General features: G+C 43.8%; 17 protein-coding genes and 1 pseudogene. 3 read left to right on the top strand and 15 right to left on the bottom strand.

The features are described 5' to 3' along the window. Positions 1-10: 10 nt before the first annotated feature. The 13 genes and pseudogenes from CEX98_RS13920 to CEX98_RS13860 all read right to left on the bottom strand — a co-directional run bounded on the left by CEX98_RS13920 (position 11) and on the right by CEX98_RS13860 (position 17,134). On the bottom strand, positions 11-1,078 hold the full coding sequence (locus CEX98_RS13920) for a protein-glutamate methylesterase/protein-glutamine glutaminase (protein ID WP_099642661.1): 1,068 nt from the start codon (positions 1,076-1,078) through the stop codon (positions 11-13). Then, entirely contained in the window at positions 1,062-1,565 is a 504-nt protein-coding gene (locus CEX98_RS13915) for a chemotaxis protein CheD (protein WP_172439773.1), read from the bottom strand. The genes CEX98_RS13920 and CEX98_RS13915 overlap by 17 nt, the downstream gene beginning before the upstream one ends. Further along, positions 1,562-2,362 (bottom strand): CheR family methyltransferase, encoded by an 801-nt coding sequence (locus CEX98_RS13910; RefSeq protein WP_099642659.1) that lies wholly within the window; start codon positions 2,360-2,362, stop codon positions 1,562-1,564. The genes CEX98_RS13915 and CEX98_RS13910 overlap by 4 nt, the downstream gene beginning before the upstream one ends. Before the next feature lie 36 nt (positions 2,363-2,398). Then, positions 2,399-4,021: a methyl-accepting chemotaxis protein gene (locus tag CEX98_RS13905; RefSeq protein WP_099642735.1), complete on the bottom strand. Its 1,623-nt coding sequence runs from the start codon at positions 4,019-4,021 to the stop codon at positions 2,399-2,401. 84 nt (positions 4,022-4,105) lie between these two features. Next, positions 4,106-4,609 (bottom strand): chemotaxis protein CheW, encoded by a 504-nt coding sequence (locus CEX98_RS13900; RefSeq protein ID WP_099642658.1) that lies wholly within the window; start codon positions 4,607-4,609, stop codon positions 4,106-4,108. Beyond that, positions 4,602-6,722, bottom strand: coding sequence for a chemotaxis protein CheA (locus CEX98_RS13895; RefSeq protein WP_099642657.1), 2,121 nt, complete (start codon positions 6,720-6,722; stop codon positions 4,602-4,604). Before CEX98_RS13895 ends, CEX98_RS13900 begins: the two co-directional genes overlap by 8 nt. Continuing rightward, a complete protein-coding gene (locus CEX98_RS13890; protein ID WP_099642656.1) occupies positions 6,719-7,036 on the bottom strand; it encodes an STAS domain-containing protein in 318 nt (105 codons plus the stop codon). The genes CEX98_RS13895 and CEX98_RS13890 overlap by 4 nt, the downstream gene beginning before the upstream one ends. An 8-nt stretch (positions 7,037-7,044) precedes the next feature. Beyond that, positions 7,045-7,413 carry a response regulator gene (locus CEX98_RS13885; RefSeq protein ID WP_099642655.1) on the bottom strand — a complete coding sequence of 123 codons (369 nt, stop codon included), beginning with the start codon at positions 7,411-7,413 and terminating at the stop codon, positions 7,045-7,047. Positions 7,414-7,817: 404 nt separating this feature from the next. Then, positions 7,818-8,048 (bottom strand): annotated as a pseudogene (locus tag CEX98_RS23600) (methyl-accepting chemotaxis protein); the annotation flags it as partial. A gap of 862 nt (positions 8,049-8,910) precedes the next feature. Next, entirely contained in the window at positions 8,911-9,495 is a 585-nt protein-coding gene (locus tag CEX98_RS23465) for a response regulator transcription factor (protein ID WP_099642653.1), read from the bottom strand. A gap of 4 nt (positions 9,496-9,499) precedes the next feature. After that, entirely contained in the window at positions 9,500-12,598 is a 3,099-nt protein-coding gene (locus CEX98_RS13870; protein WP_099642652.1) for a sensor histidine kinase, read from the bottom strand. Between the two features lie 428 nt (positions 12,599-13,026). Then, positions 13,027-16,188 carry an EAL domain-containing protein gene (locus tag CEX98_RS13865; protein WP_099642651.1) on the bottom strand — a complete coding sequence of 1,054 codons (3,162 nt, stop codon included), beginning with the start codon at positions 16,186-16,188 and terminating at the stop codon, positions 13,027-13,029. Beyond that, positions 16,178-17,134, bottom strand: a complete 957-nt coding sequence (locus tag CEX98_RS13860; RefSeq protein WP_099642650.1) for a cytochrome-c peroxidase — start codon at positions 17,132-17,134, stop codon at positions 16,178-16,180. Before CEX98_RS13860 ends, CEX98_RS13865 begins: the two co-directional genes overlap by 11 nt. Positions 17,135-17,506: 372 nt before the next feature. Here CEX98_RS13860 and CEX98_RS13855 point away from each other — a divergent pair, with 372 nt between their 5' ends. The 3 genes from CEX98_RS13855 (at position 17,507) to CEX98_RS13845 (ending at position 19,009) form a co-directional block, all read left to right on the top strand. Continuing rightward, the gene (locus CEX98_RS13855; RefSeq protein WP_099642649.1) at positions 17,507-18,145 is read left to right on the top strand and encodes a glutathione S-transferase family protein; all 639 of its coding nucleotides are present in this window, start codon (positions 17,507-17,509) and stop codon (positions 18,143-18,145) included. A gap of 35 nt (positions 18,146-18,180) precedes the next feature. Next, on the top strand, positions 18,181-18,549 hold the full coding sequence (locus CEX98_RS13850) for a nuclear transport factor 2 family protein (protein WP_099642648.1): 369 nt from the start codon (positions 18,181-18,183) through the stop codon (positions 18,547-18,549). Between the two features lie 85 nt (positions 18,550-18,634). Then, entirely contained in the window at positions 18,635-19,009 is a 375-nt protein-coding gene (locus CEX98_RS13845) for a PH domain-containing protein (protein ID WP_099642647.1), read from the top strand. 55 nt (positions 19,010-19,064) lie between these two features. Here CEX98_RS13845 and CEX98_RS13840 read toward each other — a convergent pair whose 3' ends face one another. Both CEX98_RS13840 and CEX98_RS13835 read right to left on the bottom strand, forming a co-directional pair. After that, entirely contained in the window at positions 19,065-19,280 is a 216-nt protein-coding gene (locus tag CEX98_RS13840; RefSeq protein ID WP_242441703.1) for a hypothetical protein, read from the bottom strand. Between the two features lie 25 nt (positions 19,281-19,305). Then, a complete protein-coding gene (locus CEX98_RS13835; protein ID WP_099642645.1) occupies positions 19,306-21,441 on the bottom strand; it encodes a winged helix-turn-helix domain-containing protein in 2,136 nt (711 codons plus the stop codon). Positions 21,442-21,796 lie beyond the last annotated feature (355 nt).

Raw genomic sequence — 21,796 nt, 5'->3', positions numbered from 1 at the left:
TACGATCCCCCTAAACAGAACTACTTTGACGGCTAATCAACATGGGTACTTCCTCCAGTGCAATAACCTCAGCTGCGCCGCCAAGCTTGATGGCTTCTTTAGGCATACCAAATACCACAGATGACTGCTCATCTTGTGCCACGGTATGCGCGCCAGCTTCTCGCATTTCAAGCAAGCCTTTTGCACCGTCGGCTCCCATTCCTGTTAAAATGATGCCGCACGCATTGTGACCGGCGACCATAGCAACAGAACGGAACATCACATCGACAGACGGACAGTGGCGATTAACGGCAGGGCCCGGCTTAACTTTGACATAATAAAATGCACCACTTCGGGTCAAGCTTAAGTGTTGACCACCTGGAGCTATCAAGGCCCGACCGGGACGAACCCGATCGCCATCCTGAGCTTCTTTAACTTCAATCTTACAAATACCGTTCAAGCGCGCCGCAAATGCAGCAGTAAACTTTTCAGGCATATGTTGCACAATAACGATCCCTGACGTATCCGCAGCAAGAGGTTTTAGAATATATTCAAGGGCGGTTGTGCCCCCAGTTGAGGTGCCTATAGCAATAACTCGCTCTGTTGTTTTAGTCATCGCTTGGTTACGTGGACGCTTAGATACGCTGGACGTATTTACCTGGCCTACAGAGGGGGCGATATCGAGCTTCTTCACTTTTGCACTCGCGGCGCTGCGTATAGCTTCAAGCAGCTCAGCTTTGGCTTCTTTTAGATAGCTTTTCACACCGAGCTGCGGTTTGGTAAATATCGCTACCGCTCCGGCAGACAGTGCTTCCATGGTTGTTTGTGCCCCTTGCTCTGTCAATGACGAGCAAATCACAACAGGTGTAGGACGTTTAGCCATAATCTTGCGTAAAAAGGTAATACCATCCATACGTGGCATTTCAACATCTAAAGTAATAACATCTGGCCAGTTACCGCGCATTTTATCCACCGCGATATAGGGATCGGCTGCCGCACCGATAACTTCAATATCACTCTGCCCCAGTAGCATATCTTGCAATACTTGGCGCACAACCGCTGAGTCATCAACGATTAATACTTTAATTTTTCTGGCCATAGGCTACTCCATATTCAGCACTCTCTACCATTTGGCAGGCAAACGCCCCCGTGTTCGCATCAACCAGTACGCGTCTTCCACAATGCCCACCAATATCCTGATGCACTAGTTTTAAACCGTAATGCTCCACAAACCGCAGGGCATACCTCAGATTATTGCTGGCCACTTTAAAACGCTCCGCCAAACCCCGTGTTTTTTCGCTACTGGCCCCACCGAATAAGTAAACTTGCATATCATTGAGCTCCACGCTGGCACCTTTAGCTAACCGCAACATTTCAGGTAGCACTTGGTTTCCGTAGCGTCCAAGCTGTCCAGTTTGAACGGCAGGCGCTTTGGGCAACAAGAAGTGACACATCGCGAAAAATTGCGTATTTGGCTCCCAAAACACGGCGCTGACGCAAGAGCCAAGTATCGTTTTATAACTGTCGGTGAGCTTCAAACCCGCAGCAAAGTCTCCAGGCTCGATATATACCGTACGCTTGTTCATACAATAAACCGATAGCATCCAGGTTTAACTTGCTGCAGTCTGGTATCAAAACCCGTAACACTCTCTGAGTGCCCTACAAATAGCCAGCCCCCTGGGCGTAAATGATTAAGCACATTACTTAAAATCTGCAGCTTTTCATCCATATTGAAGTAAATAAGGACATTACGTAGAAAGATAACGTCGTAGCTTGATTGGATTGGATTGACTTTCAACAGGTTGGTTTGTTTAAACGTCACATGCTTTTTTAGATCCGGCATCACCATAAAAAAGCCAGTGTCTTTTCCTTTCCCTTTAACACAATAACGCTTTAGTAAATCAGCTGGGATCTTCTCACTGGCATCAATGGGGTAGACGCCGCGCTGAGCTAGTTTTAATACTTGAGTATTGATGTCTGTCCCGTGTATATGCCACGGTTTGAATAGCCCCCATTGCTTAGCCATTAACATCGCAATGCTATAAGCTTCTTGCCCACTTGAAGAGGCCGCACTCCAAACGCTGACTTTTTCTTGTTTGGTGAGTGCAGGTAATACATCAGACGTTAAAAAGTCATAATGCTTTGACTCTCTGAAAAAGTAGGTTTCGTTAGTTGTGAGCAAATTAATGGCAACCTGCTGCTCAGCTTCATCTCGTCTTAGCAACTCAAAATACTCTGCCAAGTTGTTAAGCTGCATCTGACGAATACGCTTTTGCAACCTACCACTAACGAGCGGACGCTTTGAATCATTAAACAGAATGCCTGTTGATTCATAAAACCACTGCTGAAGTTGCTCAAAGCTGCTGTTTTCTATGTACTGCATACCGTTTCTCCAAGCGATAAACCTTCAAGGCATTACTTAAAAGTTCTCAAAGTCAAAGTCATCGTCTAACACTTCGGTTTTTGTGGTTTTCTCTTGCTTTTTTGGCAGCTTTGAGAGCGGTTTAGTCATGTTTCTTGGATTGGTTAAGGCTTTGTCATCAACCGTAAAAAATGTCATCACATCTTGTAGATCCGTAGCCTGACTAGTCAACTCTTCAGAAGTAGATGAGAGCTCTTCCGAGGCGGCGGCATTTTGCTGGGTGGCTTGCGTAATTTGAGAAATTGCGGTGTTGATTTCGGATGCACCGTTGGTTTGCTCAGCACTCGCAGCAGCAATCTCTTGCACCAGCTCTGCGGTGCGCTGGATTGAAGGAACGATTTCTTCTAGCAAATCACCTGCTTTTTCCGCAAGGGCAACTGAATTGCCTGCTACTTCACCTATTTCTTGTGCGGCAGACTGACTTCTGGCTGCTAATTTTCGAACTTCCGCAGCGACCACAGCAAAGCCTCGGCCGTGTTCACCGGCTCTCCCAGCTTCGATTGCAGCATTTAACGCCAATAAGTTTGTTTGATATGCAATGTCATCAATAATGCTGATCTTATCTGCAATTTGCCTCATGGCTTCAACCGTTTGCTTAACCGCTTTACCACCTTCGATTGCATCTGTTGCACTCTTTTCTGCAATGCCGTCTGTGATTTTTGAGTTTTCATTGTTTTGGCTAATTGATGCACTCATTTCTTCCATCGCCGCGGAGGTTTCTTCCACGCTTGCGGCTTGTTCTGAGGCCGACTGACTTAATGATTGCGACGTTGCACTCATCTGCTCTGACGCTGAAGAAAGATTGTCCGTAGCTGAACGCACACGGCTAATAACATCTGATAAACGATTCACCATCTGCGCAATGGCAAACAACATACTGGAGTTATCATTAGCTGCTAATTGAATCTCTACCGTCATATCACCTTGAGCAACACGGCTCACCACTTCTTCTGCGTAGCTTGGCTCTCCCCCCAATTGCTTGACGATAGAGCGGGTGATCACAACCCCAATTAACACACTGGCGAGAATACTAATGATGATCGCAATGCTATTAAAGATAAGTGTGTTCTCGTAGCTTTGTGACGAAGTAATAAACTCTTGTTCGGCAACGACTAGCTGGACATCAACGAGTTGAGAAAAACGCTCTGAAACAGGGTCAATAACCGGATATAATTGGTTAATAATGAAGTATTCGAGCCCGCTTTGATCGTTGCGTTTTAAGATTGCCAATAAGGTATCCACAGAGGCGTCGGCTTTTTCCAATAGGGGTCTAATTTCTTTAACCAACTTAACTTCTTGCGCTACCAATTCGGTACTTAGGTAATCACTCCAGTTTGCGCTGATCACTTTTTTTGCATTTTCAACATTCTCAATAGCTGTACTCCAATCCATTGATCCATTGCGAACCTTATGCGCGGTATCAACAATATTAACAGCATATTTATCCGCAATAATTTTCAAGTCTTTGAGCGGCACAACTCGGTCTTTGTAGACGGTTTCCATGGCGTCGTGTTCACTTTTCATCCCACTAATACCAGCAATACCTATCGCAATAATTAATACGATCAACACACCGGCAAGCAATGCGAGTCTGTAAGCTACTTTTAAATTTTTAAACATAAGGTGTAATCCACTTAATATTTCAATCTCTTCGAGTGCATCCACAGCAAACGGTAAAAGATAGCTGCTGCGCTGCACTATTAATTAGTCAATAGCGCGCTCAATTAACGCGGCCATTTCGTCCACAGACAATACTTTTTCCATCTTGAGTAACACGATGAATTGCTCCTCAATATTGGCAATACCATGAATAAACTCAGCTCGGATTTTGGCGCCGAAGGTTGGTGGTGGCTCTATTTGGCTCGCGGTGATGTCGAGTACTTCATTCACTGCATCAACCACTATGCCGAGCAAGACGATTTGCTGCTCGTAGGTAATTTCAACAATCACAATACAGCTGCGCTTACACACCTCTGACGGCGACTTGCCAAATCGCATATTAAGATCAATCACAGGCACTACTTCTCCACGCAGGTTCAGCACACCTTTTACAAACTCGGGCATCAGGGGGATCGTGGTAATGGCACGATGCTCGATGATTTCTTTTACCGAGTTAATGGCGATGCCGTAGTACTCACTCTTGAGGACAAACGTTAAATATTGGGCGTACTGACCGTTAGTTTCAGACGCGATAGCCAGATCACTCATAATCTATCCTATTTATTTTCAATTGCGGCTCGGTGCACTTTTTAACCTCTCGGTGTACGGCAAACTCAATCAGCTGTGGCACATCGAGAATAAACCCCACTTCTCCCGTACCTAAGATTGTGGTGCCACCCACCCCTTTAATGGCTCGGAACATCTTGTTTAACGGTTTAATCACGGCTTGTAATTCACCATGCAAATTATCCACAACTAGTCCAGCGCGCTTGTCGCCAAACTGCACCACTACGATATGTTCTTGCTCAATGGTAGATTCATTAATTGAAAAAATGTCTCTGAGGCGTATAAACGGCAGCACATCGCCACGAAGGTTAAAGTAGTTACGATCATTGGGAAGGCTTTCGCAGTCAAAGGACAGGCACTCTTGGATCATGGAAACTGGGATCACCAAGTCGGAATCAGCAATTGATACATGAAAGCCGTCAATAATGGCGAGTGTGAGCGGTAAACGGATCCGGAAGGTGCTACCTTGTCCGAGCTCACTATTAATGGTTATTTGACCACGAAGTTCTTCAATGTTGCGTTTTACAACATCCATTCCAACCCCACGACCTGACAAGTTGGTGACATTTGCCGCGGTAGAAAAACCAGGTTCGAAAATAAGGTTGTAACAGGCTTCCGTGGTTAAACTCTGTTGTGGTGAAATTAGCCCTTTTTCCAGTGCTTTGGTCTTAATTTTTTCTGGATCTAGGCCGGCTCCATCGTCCTTAACCTCAATTACCACGGCTCCTGCTTCATGAAACGCATTGAGAGTGATGTGACCTTTAGCTGACTTACCTTGTTGTGTTCTAATTTCTTGTGCTTCTATACCGTGGTCAATGGCATTTCGAGCGATATGCATCAACGGATCGGTCAGCTTTTCCACCATCGACTTATCGAGCTCGGTTTCAGACCCTTTAACCTCAAGGTGAATTTCTTTTTTCAACTCTTTTGAAACATCTCGTACGATACGTTTAAGGCGACCAAATGATTCACCTATCTGCACCATTCTTAACGAAAGCGCGCTGTCTCTAATTTGCTCGACTAACGCTATCATAGAAGAAAAAGATTCATCCAACCGCTCATCGCCCAATTCAGAGACAATCACCTCATTTTCAGCACCAGCAGTTACCAGCTCACCAATCAGTGTGATCAACACATCTAGTTTATCTGCATCCACTTTAAGCGATTTGAATTTTGATACTTTAGCTGTTTGCGGTTCGATAGAGGGGGAGGGAGGAGAGGCATTATCATAGGTTGGGTGTTGCGATTCAGTAGGCGGCGTGTTCGTTGTGAGTGCTGGTTGCTGTATTGCTTCCTCAGGCTCCGCTGGCGACACTCCACACTGAGATAAGCGACTTTTCAGTGCATCCACCTGTTCAGGATAATGACTTAGCACCTCAAGCATATCCTTAAAAGTGGTGATTTTGACCTCACTACTAGGCTCAATAAACTCGAACGCTTCAGCGATTTGGGCGCGCCCAGCACTGCTTTCGAAGAGTAACTCTACTGCCAGATAGCAGACCTCGGGATCAAAATCACCGCTGGGGAAATGTGGTGTAATAGTGACATCTAATAGCTGCCCAAAAGATTGCAAGAATTTAAGTTGCGAGGCTGGATCCATTCCATCTTTGAACACTTCATGGTCGTATTGAATATCGATAACCCAAATATCCGGCGAAGCTTTTGTTGTATTAGGCGCAGGGCTAAAATCATCTTCTTGTAGCGCCTGCTCACCCAAATAGCCCGTCAATGCTTGGGTAAGTTGTTGTGCCTGTCCACTATCATTTTCCTTACCGCCTTCATCGAGGTTCTTGATCATCTGTAACATGAAATTCTGGCAATCAAGAATGAGTTCGGCCAGCACACTATCAAAAGTCAGCTGCTTTGCCCTGACCTTATCCAACACACTTTCGACGTTATGGGTGAAGTGCACAACTTCATCGAAACCAAACAACCCTGCGGAACCCTTTATTGTGTGTGCGGCACGAAAAATTGCGTCGATGTGCTCCTCAATTGGGGCGTCTTGTGACTCAACATCGAGCAACAGTGACTCCATCTCCTCCAATAATTCAAAGGCTTCACCAATAAATAGTTGCTGAGCATGCTCAAGATTCATGCTTTGTCCTCGACTAAATGACTTAACTGGGTATTGAGTTGGTACAGTGACATAAAGTCGAGTACCGGCTGATTATCTCCAGTGGTAATAAGTAATTCACTCGATGCGGGGAGCTGCTTTTTAAGCCATAGCAGTAATTGGAGCCCCGCAGTGTCGATGTCTTGCACTGAAGTGAGATCAACGATGACCTTACTAGGTTGCGCATCAACCACAGTTTGAAAGCTCGGATACAACGCATGTACATAGAAGATATTGCATTCGTCTGAGCATTCGATAATAGTGAAATCTGCTTTTTGAGATACATCAACGGCCATATTAGCCCTCAAGCAAGGATGAGTTTGTTGACAGCTGTAAGCATTTGCTCAGCTCTAAATGGCTTTACGACCCAAGCTTTTGCTCCTGCAGCCTTTCCTGCTGCTTTCATCTCATCCGCCCCTTCTGTTGTCAGCATAATCACAGGCGTAAAGCGATAAGCAGGCTGCTGTTTTAATGACTTAACAAACTCAATACCATTCATATTTGGCATGTTGACGTCGGAAATGACCAAGTGCACTTTTTGCCCAGTTAATTTACTCAATGCATCTTTACCATCACATGCTTCTAGTACTTCAAATCCAGCTCCACGTAGAGCTATGCCAACGACTTGTCTAATACTGAGTGAGTCGTCAACAACCATGATGGTCTTAGCCATATCTACTCCTAAAAAAATGTCATATCTGACTGTTCTTGTGGTTGTGAGCTCACCTCATCACCACGATGTAATGCTGCTTGCTCTACCGTTGTATAGGTATTACTTAACGTGGCAAGCCAGGCAGCAACATTGATAGGTTCAACCCTACCTCCTTGCGCATGAGCAAGTTTGTGCGCCTCCATTTGCTGTTCAAAGCGCTTCATATCTTCTTTAATACTTTCAAGAATTTGACTCACGCGATCTTGAAACTGTAATCCGACCAACACATCGCCTACATCCTGCTGGACAAGTTCACTTTCATGCTCTAGCTCTGTGGCACTGGCTATAATTGCTTCACCTGCACCTCGGAACTCATGCAATACCTTTTCGATGCCCAGCTCTACATCGTTCATTCGTTGGGCATCTTGTTCCACAAATTGGCTGGTACGTTGCAGCGTTTTTTGTAAGGTTTCATTCGCTTGGTCAATTCGTCTGGTGATCCTATCCCCAGTCTCGCCTGAGCGACTAGAAAGCGTACGAACTTCATCTGCAACAACGGCAAAACCTCTGCCAGTTTCACCGGCTCTTGCCGCTTCAATTGCTGCGTTGAGGGCTAGTAAATTTGTTTGTGAAGCAATGGCGGCAACTTCTGCCCCCATTTTTTTGAGCTCTTCGGTAATATCATTAAGCTCGGTCATTTCTTCTAACAATTGCCGACGATTATTCATCGCGGTTTGCAGCATTTTGGTAATTTTGCCGAGCTCATCATTGGCCAATTCGATAACCTGGCTCAGACCTTGCTGACCACTCATGGCGTTGGTTGTCTGTCCAGACGTTTGAATTGAATGTTGTAAGCGACCGTGGATATCTGAAAACTTTTGCACTAACTCAACCACATTGCTTTCTAGTTGAGACTGAGCGAGATCTTGCATGCCCACCCAACGAGGGACAAGTTCAGTAATCGCTTCGCGGTAGTTAGCCGCAAGCGCTACGTTATCATCAATAGGCTGGTGGTCATGCTCCTGTGATTGCATCAACAGCATGTGCTGCCATGAGCTAGCAAGCGTTTTGAAACCATAGGTTAAAAGTACCACCGTGATTAAACTTACCAAGAGCTTTATCCAAATAGACAGCTCAGCAAACCAAACAGCCACCAGCGGAATGGCAATTGCTGCACTAACAGCTCCCAGCGCTTGTTTTATCGAAGACAGTGACCCGTGATTAAAATCAGGCAAAGTGAAGACCTCAACAGTAAACTTAATCTCAACTCAGTTTGGAAAAGAGCGAATAACTAAGTAAATGGATTAACATTTTTTTGTTCGCCCAACAGGACGTAGTGAATCGACACTTTCGCCGAATCAAAATTGCGATTTACGCAATACATGGCGTGAGGATAGAACAAAAAAATAGGCTGAGAAATATGTCTAAAGCCGCCCTCTAGGACTATAGTACTAGACAAGAAGACATCAGGATTTACAGTGCATTGACCGTAAGGTAATAAGGCAGTGTGCAGCAGTATTATTTATTCAATAACAGCGCTGCTTGAGTTCGATTATTGACGTTTAATTTTTCAAATATTGCAGATACATGAACTTTAACAGTTTTTTCAGCTATGCCTAAATGACTGGCAATTTGCTTATTTGATAACCCCTGTGCAATCAGACTTAATACTCGATATTGAGTGGGAGTAAGGGCATCAAGTTGCTGTGGTGTATTTCCACTATTGTTAATCTTTAATATTTTCTTGAGGTGTTCAACCAAAACAGCGCTATCATCGCATTTAGATAAAAAAGCCTTTGCCCCAGCATCTAAACACTCTTGACGCGTGACAAAGTCATCTTGCCCACTGAGCAATAATAGCGGCACATTACTAAAGCGTTCGCAAAGATACTTGACACTTTCAACGCCGTTACCATGCGGCATTAATAAATCCGCAATAACAGCGTCGATAGAGGATGACTTTTTATTGAGTAAATCAAACAGTTCAGTGTAGTTTTGCACAGCTTCAACGGTGATATCTGGTGCGACTGATTGTAGCCTTAGGCTCAACGCTTCCAAATACATGGGGTGATCATCTGCGATCACAACGAACTTCTTATTCAATTTCTCATCCTTCAAACTTCAATATAAATTTGGTGCCAGTCGAACCACTATCAACGACCAAACCTATATTTAATAATCTAGTAATACCCACAACAATAGATAGCCCTAATCCAGTTCCTACCACTCGTTTAGACTCTGCGCTCAATGCAGCTTGCAAACTATTGACGATATCAGGGGATAGCCCAGGACCTGAGTCAACAATGGCAATGATTAATGTCTCTCTATCATGGCTGGCTTGCAGTTTAATGACATCTCCGGCTCGCAAACTTTTTACTGCATTGTCGACTAAATTGAAGAGCAGTCGAGAAAGTAAGTGCTCATCACTATGACAAAACAGCGGTCCTGCCACCTGACTTTCAATACTGATCTGTTTGTCTCTGCATTTAATCATAAATTGTTGTTCAATCGAGAAAAACAATGCATTAATACTGACCGCTTCTAGTCGTGGTGATATCATTCCAGCATCTAAATGTGAGATCTCAACAACATTGTTGACTAACTGGCTAAGTTGGCTCGTTGCACCTTGAATAGCCGTTTTTGTCACCCCTTGAAAATGTTCATCTAGCGGTAAGTCCAAATTACTCACATTTAGCTTGATAAGGCCGCAAAGATGCTTAAGATCATGGCTAGCCTCATTGATAAATCTAGCTTTTTCTTGGTGTAATGCCAATGCTTCTTGTTGTTTATGTTGTAACTCGAGTGTCCGCTCGGCGACCTGTTGCTCTAACTGGCGAGCATAAGCCTGCTGTTTGTTTAGTCTATAGCGGTAACTGGCCCATAGTAAGATAAGAAATGCACTAAGATAAATAGAGTAAGCTGCTGGGCTGCGCCACCACGGCGGTAGAATCAGGAGCTCAAACTGGCGAGTGGACGACATCATGCCATTGTAGTTTTTCGCTCTCACTTGCAGCATGTATTTATCTTCAGTGAGATGAGAAAACAGCAGAGTCGACGAGCTTGCTGTTTGCCAGTTTCGTTCGCTGTCAAAACGATACTGGATCTGTGCTCTGGCATCGAGTGGCAGCGGGGCTAGTGCAAACTTTAACTTGACTAAATCAGGGGCAACCGCAACGATATTCTGATTATCGATAGGGAGTATCTGTTCATCTTGCCAAGCGCCCACTAGGTTTAGCGCTATTTCGGAATGAGGCAATGATGCGCTTGATTTTGGCATAAGGGTGATCCCGCCATGCCCCTGTGCATAAATAAACTCACCAACCTGACCACAGCCAAATTGCTGATACTCTCTCACCCCGATACCATCAAGCTTAGTAAAAAAGCGATCTAGCTCAAGTGTATTGTCATAAATAAGAATGCCACTGTTTGTCGTCAGTAGCCACTCTCCTGTTTGCGTTTGCGCGCCACACAAAGTGGTAAGGGGAGGGTGTGAAGCACTCTGTAACGTTTTTGCAATCTTCCAGTTTTGCTCACGCTTCTCAACGAGTACAGCGCCACTTTCTACAGACATCACTAATAACTGACTTGGTGTAACATCATATAGGTCTAACGCAATATCATGCTCAAGTAATGATCGCCAAGATTGCGAAGGCTTAGCAAAACCATCTTCAACCTGCTGATAGAGAATGCCACGGTCTAATGTAGCAACAAATAAGTAGCCCGATTTATAGAGCAAACGGTAACTGGAAAAAGTAGGTAAGGTTACAGACCAAACGACCTCAGCGACCCCGCTTTGGGTTGATTGCTTACTTAAGGTGGCATTTTGCAAGATCAGTGTATTGTGCTGATCAATTGCATACATATCTATGATCAGCGGAGTAGCGAGCGATTGCGCCAATTTACTATTATCGACTTCAACCAATCCTGCTATCGTGACTTCAAATACGCCTTTGTTATCTGAAGCCAAATAAGTCCGCCCATTCAAGGCAATTAAGTGACGTCCATTCATTCCTTGTGGAATAGAAAACTGCTGCTCAACTGTTAATTTCTGACGATTTACCGCAGTAATAAACAGTGTACTTTCCCCAGCAATGACGAGTCGCTCTCCCTGTGCGGTCTCCAATTTGCCCGTAGCAAATATCGTTTCGGAACCTAAAAACTGCTCGCTGGTAAAGCTAGAGACTGATTGATAGTTTGCTGGTATCTCAAACACGCCGCGATAATTTCCGATGAGTATCGCGCCATCTTGCCGCAGTACAATGCCTGCCCGCTGGCTAAAAGTGGGGTAAAGCATGTCTGGGAAGGGCGTATTGATTAAGGTTAGATTGTCAAAATCAGCACTACCGATAACCACACCAATATTCGTAATGGCGGTAAACTTATCACCAAAATGCCGTATTCGGCGAAACTCAAGTTGTTTATCACCATACTGTACGACTACCTCACGACAACGCGTAAAGCTACAAGCTTTCAACTTGTTTTGTGCAGTAAGCATCAAAAGCTCACCAGTTTGAGTGCGGCTAAAAGAGAGCGCTAGCCTCGCTTCGTCTGGCTGTAATGGATACGCCTGACTCTGCTGTGTGTTGGGGTTATAAGCAATAATACTATCTTGCAAACGTACCAGCAGCACATCTTTATAAGCAAAAAAGTAAACCGCTTGCCCAGTGATCCCTGCAAGTTTAGTTGATTGATGCGTATTAGGGTCAAGGAGATACAGCACCCCGTCACTGAGGTAAACGAGTCGGCCATCAGACATACAATCTAACTGCCTAACAGCGCCCGCATCTGACTTTTGCAAGATATTTTCGACGCTGAGATCACTTACCTTGATCTTATCTAAGCCTCGATTTGTGGCAACCCACATATTCCCACGCTGATCTTGTGCTAAACCTTGGATCACACGACCACTCAACTGGGTTAGGTGAGGCGCTTGCCCGACTAACTCAACACCGTTGAGATCAAATAAATTTAACCCTTCTTGTGTGCCAACCCATAACCGCGAGTAACTGTCGAGCTTCATAACCGTCACTGAATTCTGGGAAAGCCCATGTTCAACTGAAACGGTATTGGGAACTATGCTTATAGCCTTTTCTATAGGATAGGTAACTACTTGCTTACTTAGCGTGCAAAAACTCATCGCAAGTAACAAGATACCCAGCCATACCTCTATTGTTGTTAGTTGATTACGTTTTTTATTCAGTGCCACAATCAGTTACAAAAGCTAGTCGGTTAAAATCATTGTAACTAGATTAAACTGAAAGCGCCTCTGGTTTCCTCTATAAGGGTCAGCCACGTACAGCGAGTAGCCAAAAACCCTGTCAATTCCTAGGTGACCGCAACAAAGCGGATACCCACAACGTTAGGCAACACGCATAGAAATTAGCATTGATATTATTGCAGCTTCGGGAGACAACCAGACCAACTTACAAAACATATGACTCAATGAGTGAGCCACTTATGGAATGACACTCGAGCAAATGAGAACATTGGGATTAGTTGTCTCACCCCTCGCTCTGCAAAAGCAACCGCTCCGCCATGCGCGCAGCCTAGTTTGTTTGTGGTGAATGAATCTGGTGCTATAAAAGTAATAGATACCTTTATGGAGCAGACCTAATCTCTCATCTTTACTACGTCTTAATCCAACCACAACTTGTGAGATCCGCGCTCCGATACAATGGCAAACTGCTCAACCCACTCAATTAATCCTTCAATTGCCATGGGTTTGGCATAAAAATACCCTTGCACGTATTGGCAGCCAAGACCTTGTAGGCGCTCAAGCTGCCCTTGTTGCTCTACACCTTCGGCGATAACTTTGAGTGATAAGCTTTCTGCCATTGAGAGAATCGCATTCACCAAGACCACAGCATCTTGGCTTTGATCTATATCTTGAATAAAGCCTCGGTCAATTTTTAAGATATTAATTGGGAAGCGTTTAAGGTAACTCAAAGAAGAGTAGCCAGTACCAAAGTCGTCGATAGCTAAGTTAACGCCCGTCGCTCTTAGGCTTTGAAGCCAGCTGGTGACCGCTTTATCATCTTCAAGCAAAATGCTTTCGGTGATTTCTAGAGTCAAGTTTTCCGGATGAAAGCCTGATTGCTGCATGATCTTTTTTATCGTTGTTGCATTAAAACCGAGTCGATATTGCTGACTCGACACGTTAACCGTCAAGTAGCAGTTCATTCCTAATGCTTTGTTCAATCTGCGAATATCACTACAGGCTTGACCCAGTAGCCATTCACCTAAAGGCGCAATTAAGCCGCTTTCTTCCGCGACAGGAATAAACTCAGCAGGAGAAATATACTTACCAAAATCTGTAGGCCAGCGCATTAACGCTTCTACACCATATAGCTTACCCGTCACAATATCCACGATAGGCTGGTAGTGGACGGTAAGCCGTTTATGCTCAAGCGCAGCACGTAAATGCTGTTCTAGTTCAACGCGACGATTAACCTGTAGTTGCATTTCTTGAGCAAAAAAGTGGTACTGATTACGTCCAGCTTCCTTCGCTTTGTACATAGCCAGATCGGCAAGCCTCAATAATTCTTTTTGATCTTTTGCGTCACTGGGTAAAATTGCGATCCCAATACTGGCTCCAGTGAAAACTTCAAAGCCATTAATCACAAAGGGTTCACTTAGCGCTTTGACTATTTTATCGGCCACTTGCGCCGCATGATCTGGGTGGGTAATTTGACTCAACAATAAGACAAACTCATCTCCACCAAACCGACTCAGGGTATCACTTTTACGCAATAGTTCATTTAAGCGTTGTGCCACAGAAACCAACAAAACATCACCAGCCTCATGCCCCATGGTGTCATTAACACGCTTGAACCTATCTAAGTCAATAAACAACACCGCACTTTGGTGATGGCTGCGACTCATGCGTTTAATATCTTGTTCAATGCGTTCAAGCAATAAAGTACGATTTGGCAACCCCGTTAGTACATCGTAGTAAGCTTGATATTCGATTTGCTCTTCTTGTGCTTTGCGCTCGGTCATGTCCGATAAAATGGCTACATATTGTTGTACCAACCCTTTATCATCATGTACCACGCTAATTGCCAGCCATTCGGGATATAAACTGCCATCTTTGCGTTTGTTCCAGATTTCACTCGCCCATTGGCCTTGACTATTCAGAGTGCTCCACATTTGTTCATAGAAGTGTTTATCATGCTTGCCTGAACTCAAGATAGTGGGCCGTTGTCCTAATACCTCATGCTCTTCGTATCCAGTAATTTTGGTAAAAGCGGGATTAACTGCGGTGATCTCAAGCTTAGCATTGGTTGTCATTATTCCTTCTTGTGTCGCATTAAATACCGCAGCGGCCGTCTTAAGCTGAGCACTTGCGCTCTTTTGTGCAGTAATATCCTCTTTAATCGCAATAAAGTTAATGATTTCTCCCTGCTGATTTTTGATAGGAGAAATAGAAGCGTACTCCCAATAATAATCACCAGACTTGCGACGATTAAAAAATTCGCCTCGCCACACCTCACCTTGATTAATGGTCTGCCACAACGCTTTATAGTCAGTAAAGTTATGTTTTGAGCCCAGTACTTTAGGTGTTTTTCCTTTAATTTCCTCAAGTGAATAACCGGTAACTTGCTCAAACTTGGGGTTAACATACTCAATCCGCGCTCTTGGATCGGTGATAACAATAGAGGAGGGGCTCTGCTCAATAGCATGCCCCCATTTTCTTAGCTCTTCTTCGGCCTGTTTAAACAAGGAGACATTAACACTGACAAAAACCTGACCGTCATTATGGGTTTTGGTTTGTTTCACTTGCAGCCAAGCACCTGAATCTGTTTGATGTAAATTCGCGCCTGCGTTAAATACCTCTCCGAATTGCTGCTGCCAGTGCTCTAGTTTTCGTGGCATAGCTTCTTGGTTTTCGATCGCAAAATGTTCCCGCCATGCGCTATTACACAACAATAAATTACCAGAGCGACTAAACAGCGCAAAACCCTCGGTTAAACGCGCGACAGCATCAGACAAGGTTTGGCTAGTACTCAAGATTTTATTTTTAGCGGCGTACAAGCGATTAGCAAAGATAACCAGAAGTAGAAATAGTACAATAGCGAGTATCAGCAGTAGTTCATGCTGTTGTTTGGCTTGTTCTATGGTGTGGCTATGGTAACGATTGTATGTACCATAAAGCTCAGAAAAAGCTTGATTACTCGGTAAGGATAAAAAGCGCTGCTTTGCTTGTTTCAACTCAACACTGTTGGTGACGGCCACATTAAAATGTTGATAGATAAGCTGTTCGAGTTCATTCATGGGTGAACGATTATCTATGGGCTGAAATGCAAATTCATATAGCTGACCCAACATTAAGTTTGCTAAAGCTCTGTTAGTTTGGAGCGCTAGCTCAGGGTCCGCTTGCTCGAGTTCTTTGACCAACTCAGGGAGGTAAAGCAAGCTATTTTTGATGCTCGCAGCCGCCGTTTTAATAGACTCAACCTGCAGTACTTTTTCGCTTAATAACTGCCGATAAGCAATAAACTGTTGCTGGATCTCGGGCGCGGTCTGTGCAAATAACGCTTCTCTTTGAGTCGTGTTTAGGGCATCAATGGCATGGGCGAGCTCTGCCAACTCGTCATATTGATTTAATTGCGCACTGAGCATTTGTAACACAGCAGCATCTAACTTAGCATCAACACTTTTTGCCTCAATCAATAGTGCAACGCGCGCTTGGTGTGCTTGGCTATTGATTTCTTGTTGGGAATAAAAATACGCGAACAGCGCAATAGGCGCACACAGCAAAATTGCCTGCACACCAATGAAGGCTTTATTCTTCATTGTGGTTATCCAAATCCATTTCTCGGTGTTGTCCTGCTAGGCTATCGATAAAAGCAACTAGCTTGTTGATATCGGTATCTGAGATATTGCGACCAAGTTGATACTTAGCCATGGTAGCGATGGCTGACTCAAGCGTGTTGTGGCTCCCATCATGGAAAAAGTATGCTTGTTTACTCGCAAGACGTAAGCTCGGTACTTTGAATACAAAGCGGTCTTGTTCGTTACCCGTGACATTAAACCTGCCGTAGTCAGCACGCGCGATTGGTGTGTCTCGGTCAGCGAAGTAATCTCCAAACGTGCCCATTTTAGCAAACATATTGCCACCAACATTGCGACCTTGATGACAACTGATGCAACCATAGCGTTTAAACAATTCATAACCAGCCTTAGCACTGTCTGACAGCGTTATAGACTTGTCGTTTAACCATAAATCAAATGGAGCATTGAGTGTAACCAGCGACTTTTCAAAGGTGGCAATTGCCGCTTTTATAGTGTGTTTGGAAATACCTTTCCCATAAATAGCGGTAAATTTAGCAGCCAGAGCTTTATCTTGATTAAGCTTAGCCACTACCTCTGGCCAGCTCATATCATGCTCTTTTGGGTTTAATATTGGCGCGTCGACTTGATCATAAAGCGATAGCGCCCGACCGTCCCAAGCTTGACGAATGTTAAACACCGCATTGTACACAGTGGGGGTTTTTAGCTCACCAAGCGCACCATTTACTCCGCTGGAAAGGGGCTTTACATCTGCACCATGACTATGCAGATGATGACAAGAGGCACAACTAACTTGTTCACCTCGAGAGAGTCTTTTATCAAAAAACAACGATCGACCTAACGCCACTTTTTTAGCGTCTAACTGTTTAACTGGCTGCAGGGGCAAAATTGGTTCATTAGCTAGACTAAAGATTGGCATAGCCAACAGTAATAAACTCCAAATTCGCATACACTCCGCCCACATCGCAATCTTAATTAAAAGATAACAACAATCAGCGTTGTAAATTTTGATTTAAAATAAGCTTCTGAGGGTAAATGACAGTTTATTCTGGGGAGATTGCGATGCCTAGGCGCTCAACCATCCCAATTCCGGAAACAAATAACGGTTTACATACCGAAAATAAATTGTGATTATGTAGCTAGTTTAACTACACGCTTTCTGGGCAAGAAAATAAGTAGTAGGTCAGGTAACTCACTACAGATTATCTTCCTTACATTGAGCAAACGTTATGTATGATAGATTGGCGTGATCTCTGGTAAAAATAAGTATTGCTGAGAAACACATGCCTACGCTGAATAATATCGCCAAGGACCATAAAGGATGTATCAGTTATTTTACTACCCTCGTAATGCCAGTTGGGCACCACATCTCGTGCTTGAGCACTTACAACTAAAAAAAGAATTACTCCTAGTCGATAGAAAAACACAACAACAAAAGTCTGCGACCTATTTAGCACTCAACCCAACAGGACGCATTCCAACCTTGGTCGATGGTGAGCAGGTAATCTTCGAGAGTGCCGCGATCTGCTTGCACCTTTGCGAAAAGCATCCCGATGGGCTGCTTATTCCAGCAACCAATACACCGCAAAGAGCCACTTTTTATCAGTGGCTTTTTTATTTAACAACCACAGTTCAGCCAGAGCTCATGGTGTATTTTTATCCTGAGAAGTACCAGCTGCAAGCGCAAGAGTGTTTAACGCTTTCACAAGCCGCGCAGCGGCGATTAGATAATATGTTTACACTTATCGATAAACAATTATCAACGCAGACCTATTTAGTTGGTGAGCAACTGACAGTTTGTGACTATTATTTATTTATGCTCGCCCATTGGGCAAGCGGGTTTACCAATGCACCAAAAAACTATGAGCATTTAGGTCGATTTATGCGACACATGGCGCAGCAAAAAGTAGTGCAACGCGTCTGTGAAGTTGAGCAGACCGATCTAAGTTGTTATTCCTAAATCGTTATTAGCATCCATTACACCAAGGAGGAAAAATGGAAACTTTAGTTAAAAACTACCTCTCAGCCTACAATCAATTTGATATCCCGGGCATGTTGGCGCAGCTCACGGATGATGTGGTGTTTGAGAATTTAGCCAATGGTGAAGTCACAACACGTACCACCACTAAGTTAGCGTTTGCTGAGTTAGCAAATCAATCTGCAAAGCTGTTTTCTGAGCGCAACCAGTCTTTGCAAAAGGCAACTCGCGATAATGACTTATTTATTATTGAGGTGCTTTATAAAGCAAAGTTAGCGCAAGATTTAGCAAATGGCATGAAAGCAGGGCAAACAATTTCTCTTAATGGTCGCTCGGAGTTTGCTTTTCGAGATGGCAAGATTTGCCTGATCAGAGACATCAGTTAAGTGTCGCTCTACGAGTATTTAATTTGGCAAAACTAGCCTAGTTTCCTAAGCTAGTTTTGGTAAGCAAACTAACTGGAGAACAACAATGGGACTATTAAGTGGGCTACTTGGCAATGCGAGCGAAGTAGATGGTGGTGAAGTAGATAAGCTACTCGAAGACACGCTAATATCGGGAGAGGAAGTAGCACAAGCTTATAAAGTGATCCGCGACCTATTTATTTTTACCAACAAACGCTTAATCTTAATTGATAAGCAAGGTATGACAGGCAGCAAAGTTGAAATGCTCAGCATTCCATACGGCAAAATTACAAAATACAGCAAAGAATCCGCAGGTCACTTTGATCTCGACGCAGAGTTAAAAATTTGGATTGGTTCAGACCCAACACCAATTAGCAAAGAATTTAAAGCGGGCGACAATATCAACCAAGTGTATAAGATCATTTCACAATATTGTTTATAGCCGTGCTTACGGTAAAAAGGCACATGAGCGTTGTGCCTTTCTTTTGCGAAGAAAATCAAGTGGTTTTTCGCGCTGAACGCAGACAAAAAACCGCAGAAAAGAGCAAAGAAAAAAATACTTGATTCCAAAAGTTAGAGACAAAGGGATCAGCAAAAAGCTGAGATGCAATATGCCAAATACTCAGGTTTAGCAAAAAGGCGAGTACAAAACCATAGCCTTTATATTGTACGAGCAATTGCCCTAGCTCTTGTCTAAAACGCTGATATTCCATTAGTTTGCTCATTGTTATATTTCAGTTACTGGTTGGCAATCATAAGTTCTACCACTTCTTTTTTGGCCGATATTCGATTTATCAACAGCACATTGTTGTCGTTAATGTCGGTAAGATAGTCAACACTGGTAGGCACTTCTCCAAGTATAGTAAATGAGGTTTTGTCTAAATCATAGGACCAAAGTTGATTATCTTCATTTATGCCATACACCACGTTGCCGCGCATCACAAAAGATTTGCTTCTGCCACCTTGATTGTTTAATGCCGTGAGCCGCTGCGGTTCAACGGCACCTATTTGCCAAAACTGATCAAGTCGATCTTTATACACAATTTTGCCACGTTCGCTTTCAAGCGCCCAAAGCACGGGGCGTTGTGTTAGGATCTCAAACGATTTATGAGCAAAATCATAAACTGCTAATTTCATCACACCTTTAACCCTAATCTGAGTTAGCGCCCGTCGCTTTGTGCTATTCCATTGGTATAAGCGTAAAACAGGTTCGGCTTGAGGGTAAGACGTCAAACCGCCATCTAAAGCAATTTGCGTCAGCACACCACTGGCACTAACCAATATGCTCTGACCGTCTTCAGCCCAATGGATCCCGCGAATAAAGGTATCTAATGGAAAGTTCGTCAGTTGTCGTGTGCTATTGCCATCGCTTAACCAAACTTGCTCAGTGCCTGAGCGCTCCGACCAAAATGCCACTAAGTCTCCGCCTGGTTGAAAAACAGCCTGATCTTCACCCAGGTTAGTTCGCGCGAAGCTGGTGTATGCTTGAGCGCCTTGTGCTAACTGTGTCAGTGGTAATTTGACGATATCACCGTCGTAGGGCCCTTTGATCATCAGTACACTTTTGCCATCAGGGCGAAATTCAGGTTGCATCATTCGATCTGAAAACGGTAGCTGAATTTTGCTTACTAGCCCTTCATAAGTGAGACTAAATAGCTGGCGTCCGGTACTAAAAATCAATTGCTCGTTGAGTGGGTCAAAACTGGGGAAGATATCGCGAAATTTAGCAATTTCCGGTGACCGCTGGATCGGATGGCTAGAGATCAACTCACCATTGGGTTTTAGCATATTGATATAATGCAGGCCATCGGCATGAATACTGCTTACCGCGATTAAGTCATCTTGAGGAGAATAGGCATAATCAATCAACGTCCCCTCTTCTACGCTATAAAGATCGACACTGCTGTCACCTTCAATGGAGTAATTGATCAACTTCCAGCGCTCGTCTTGTTTTTGCTTCAACACCACATTGCCATCATTTAACCAAATAGGCTTATCGACCACTGAGTTTTTACACTGGAGAATAACTTTTGGCTGCTGGGGACGTTTTAATGCTTTAGTAAAATCGAGTGTTACAAGGTCATAGCAGCGCTTTTGAGTAACGGGCTCATTGCAAGCGTCAGTAGCCAAAAACAGCAGCTGCTCACCATCTTTTGAGAAACTATGTCTGCCATATGCTCCCCAGCTCTCCGTAAGTAAGATTTCTTGCTGCGTATCTGCTTTTTTTGCCCATATTTTATTATCGCAAAACTTGTCTAAATAACGGTGAAAAACAATGTATTCACCATCGGGAGAATAACTTGCATCAAATTCTTTATCGTCAGTTGCAGTCAATGAACGTAAGCTATCAAAAATCAGGGGGGACGGTTTTTTTATGGAAAAATGTTGATAACTAACAGCACCAATAAGCATAGTTACAGCAAGTAAAACAAACACATAAAAACTGATTTTCTTTTTATTCTGACCTTGCTTTACGTGTTTATCTTGTTGCACTTCAAGCTCAGGGACTGGCATCACTTCAAGTTGCGGCTCAGTACTTGTAAGCTCGTTCGTTTGCTCGCCCCAACGTACTTCACACTCTAGGCTATAACCCTTTTTAGCGTGCGTTTGGATGTAACCTTGCACCTTACCATCATCCCCAAGCGCTTTTCTCAATTGTGCAATACTGCGCTGCAAAGTATTAGGGGAGACCACGGTATCTGGCCATACTGTATCGAGCAAAGTATCAAGGCTCATCACTTTACCTTGGTTACGAGCCAAACAAGTGAGTACCGCTAGCGCCTTAGGTGCAAGTGTTTGACATTCACCTTGGTGTGAAATTTGGTTGCGTGATAAGTCTACAAAAAAATCACCAACCCAATATTGTTCTACCATAAATCCCCAATGTGCCTAGCGCACGCGCTAACAACGCCGATTCTTATTATTTAACCCGAACCTAAGATAAGAAGTGAGTTAGTCAACTCACATACCTAAGCTCAAAAGCGCAATATCACGCGAGACAGAGGTTATTTCTTAATTTGTGCGTCAGCAAATTTAACGCAGTAGTAAGAGGTAACAGCTGCCAGAGCATAAGTTGTTACGCCGAGTCCAGGTTATTTATATCAGAATACCCCCGAATCAGTTTGAACTCAACACTATAACCAGCTGATAAATTTAGTTTTTTAATGCAAAGACAAAATTCAGCATAACATCAAATGTACGTCATGCCTTTGTGGCTCGCACTGTTAAA

Source organism: Pseudoalteromonas piscicida, assembly GCF_002744175.1.
GTDB classification, from domain to species: domain Bacteria; phylum Pseudomonadota; class Gammaproteobacteria; order Enterobacterales; family Alteromonadaceae; genus Pseudoalteromonas; species Pseudoalteromonas piscicida_B.
Note: the sequence above shows the minus strand (reverse complement) of the source record. Positions and strands in the feature narration are given on the sequence as shown.

Coding starts and splice junctions, on each gene's coding strand:
- CEX98_RS13920 (WP_099642661.1), bottom strand. CDS start 1,078: ATGGCCAGAAAAATTAAAGTATTAATCGTTGATGACTCAGCGGTTGTG.
- CEX98_RS13915 (WP_172439773.1), bottom strand. CDS start 1,565: ATGAACAAGCGTACGGTATATATCGAGCCTGGAGACTTTGCTGCGGGT.
- CEX98_RS13910 (WP_099642659.1), bottom strand. CDS start 2,362: ATGCAGTACATAGAAAACAGCAGCTTTGAGCAACTTCAGCAGTGGTTT.
- CEX98_RS13905 (WP_099642735.1), bottom strand. CDS start 4,021: ATGTTTAAAAATTTAAAAGTAGCTTACAGACTCGCATTGCTTGCCGGT.
- CEX98_RS13900 (WP_099642658.1), bottom strand. CDS start 4,609: ATGAGTGATCTGGCTATCGCGTCTGAAACTAACGGTCAGTACGCCCAA.
- CEX98_RS13895 (WP_099642657.1), bottom strand. CDS start 6,722: ATGAATCTTGAGCATGCTCAGCAACTATTTATTGGTGAAGCCTTTGAA.
- CEX98_RS13890 (WP_099642656.1), bottom strand. CDS start 7,036: ATGGCCGTTGATGTATCTCAAAAAGCAGATTTCACTATTATCGAATGC.
- CEX98_RS13885 (WP_099642655.1), bottom strand. CDS start 7,413: ATGGCTAAGACCATCATGGTTGTTGACGACTCACTCAGTATTAGACAA.
- CEX98_RS13865 (WP_099642651.1), bottom strand. CDS start 16,188: ATGAAGAATAAAGCCTTCATTGGTGTGCAGGCAATTTTGCTGTGTGCG.
- CEX98_RS13860 (WP_099642650.1), bottom strand. CDS start 17,134: ATGCGAATTTGGAGTTTATTACTGTTGGCTATGCCAATCTTTAGTCTA.
- CEX98_RS13855 (WP_099642649.1), top strand. CDS start 17,507: ATGTATCAGTTATTTTACTACCCTCGTAATGCCAGTTGGGCACCACAT.
- CEX98_RS13850 (WP_099642648.1), top strand. CDS start 18,181: ATGGAAACTTTAGTTAAAAACTACCTCTCAGCCTACAATCAATTTGAT.
- CEX98_RS13845 (WP_099642647.1), top strand. CDS start 18,635: ATGGGACTATTAAGTGGGCTACTTGGCAATGCGAGCGAAGTAGATGGT.
- CEX98_RS13840 (WP_242441703.1), bottom strand. CDS start 19,280: ATGGAATATCAGCGTTTTAGACAAGAGCTAGGGCAATTGCTCGTACAA.
- CEX98_RS13835 (WP_099642645.1), bottom strand. CDS start 21,441: ATGGTAGAACAATATTGGGTTGGTGATTTTTTTGTAGACTTATCACGC.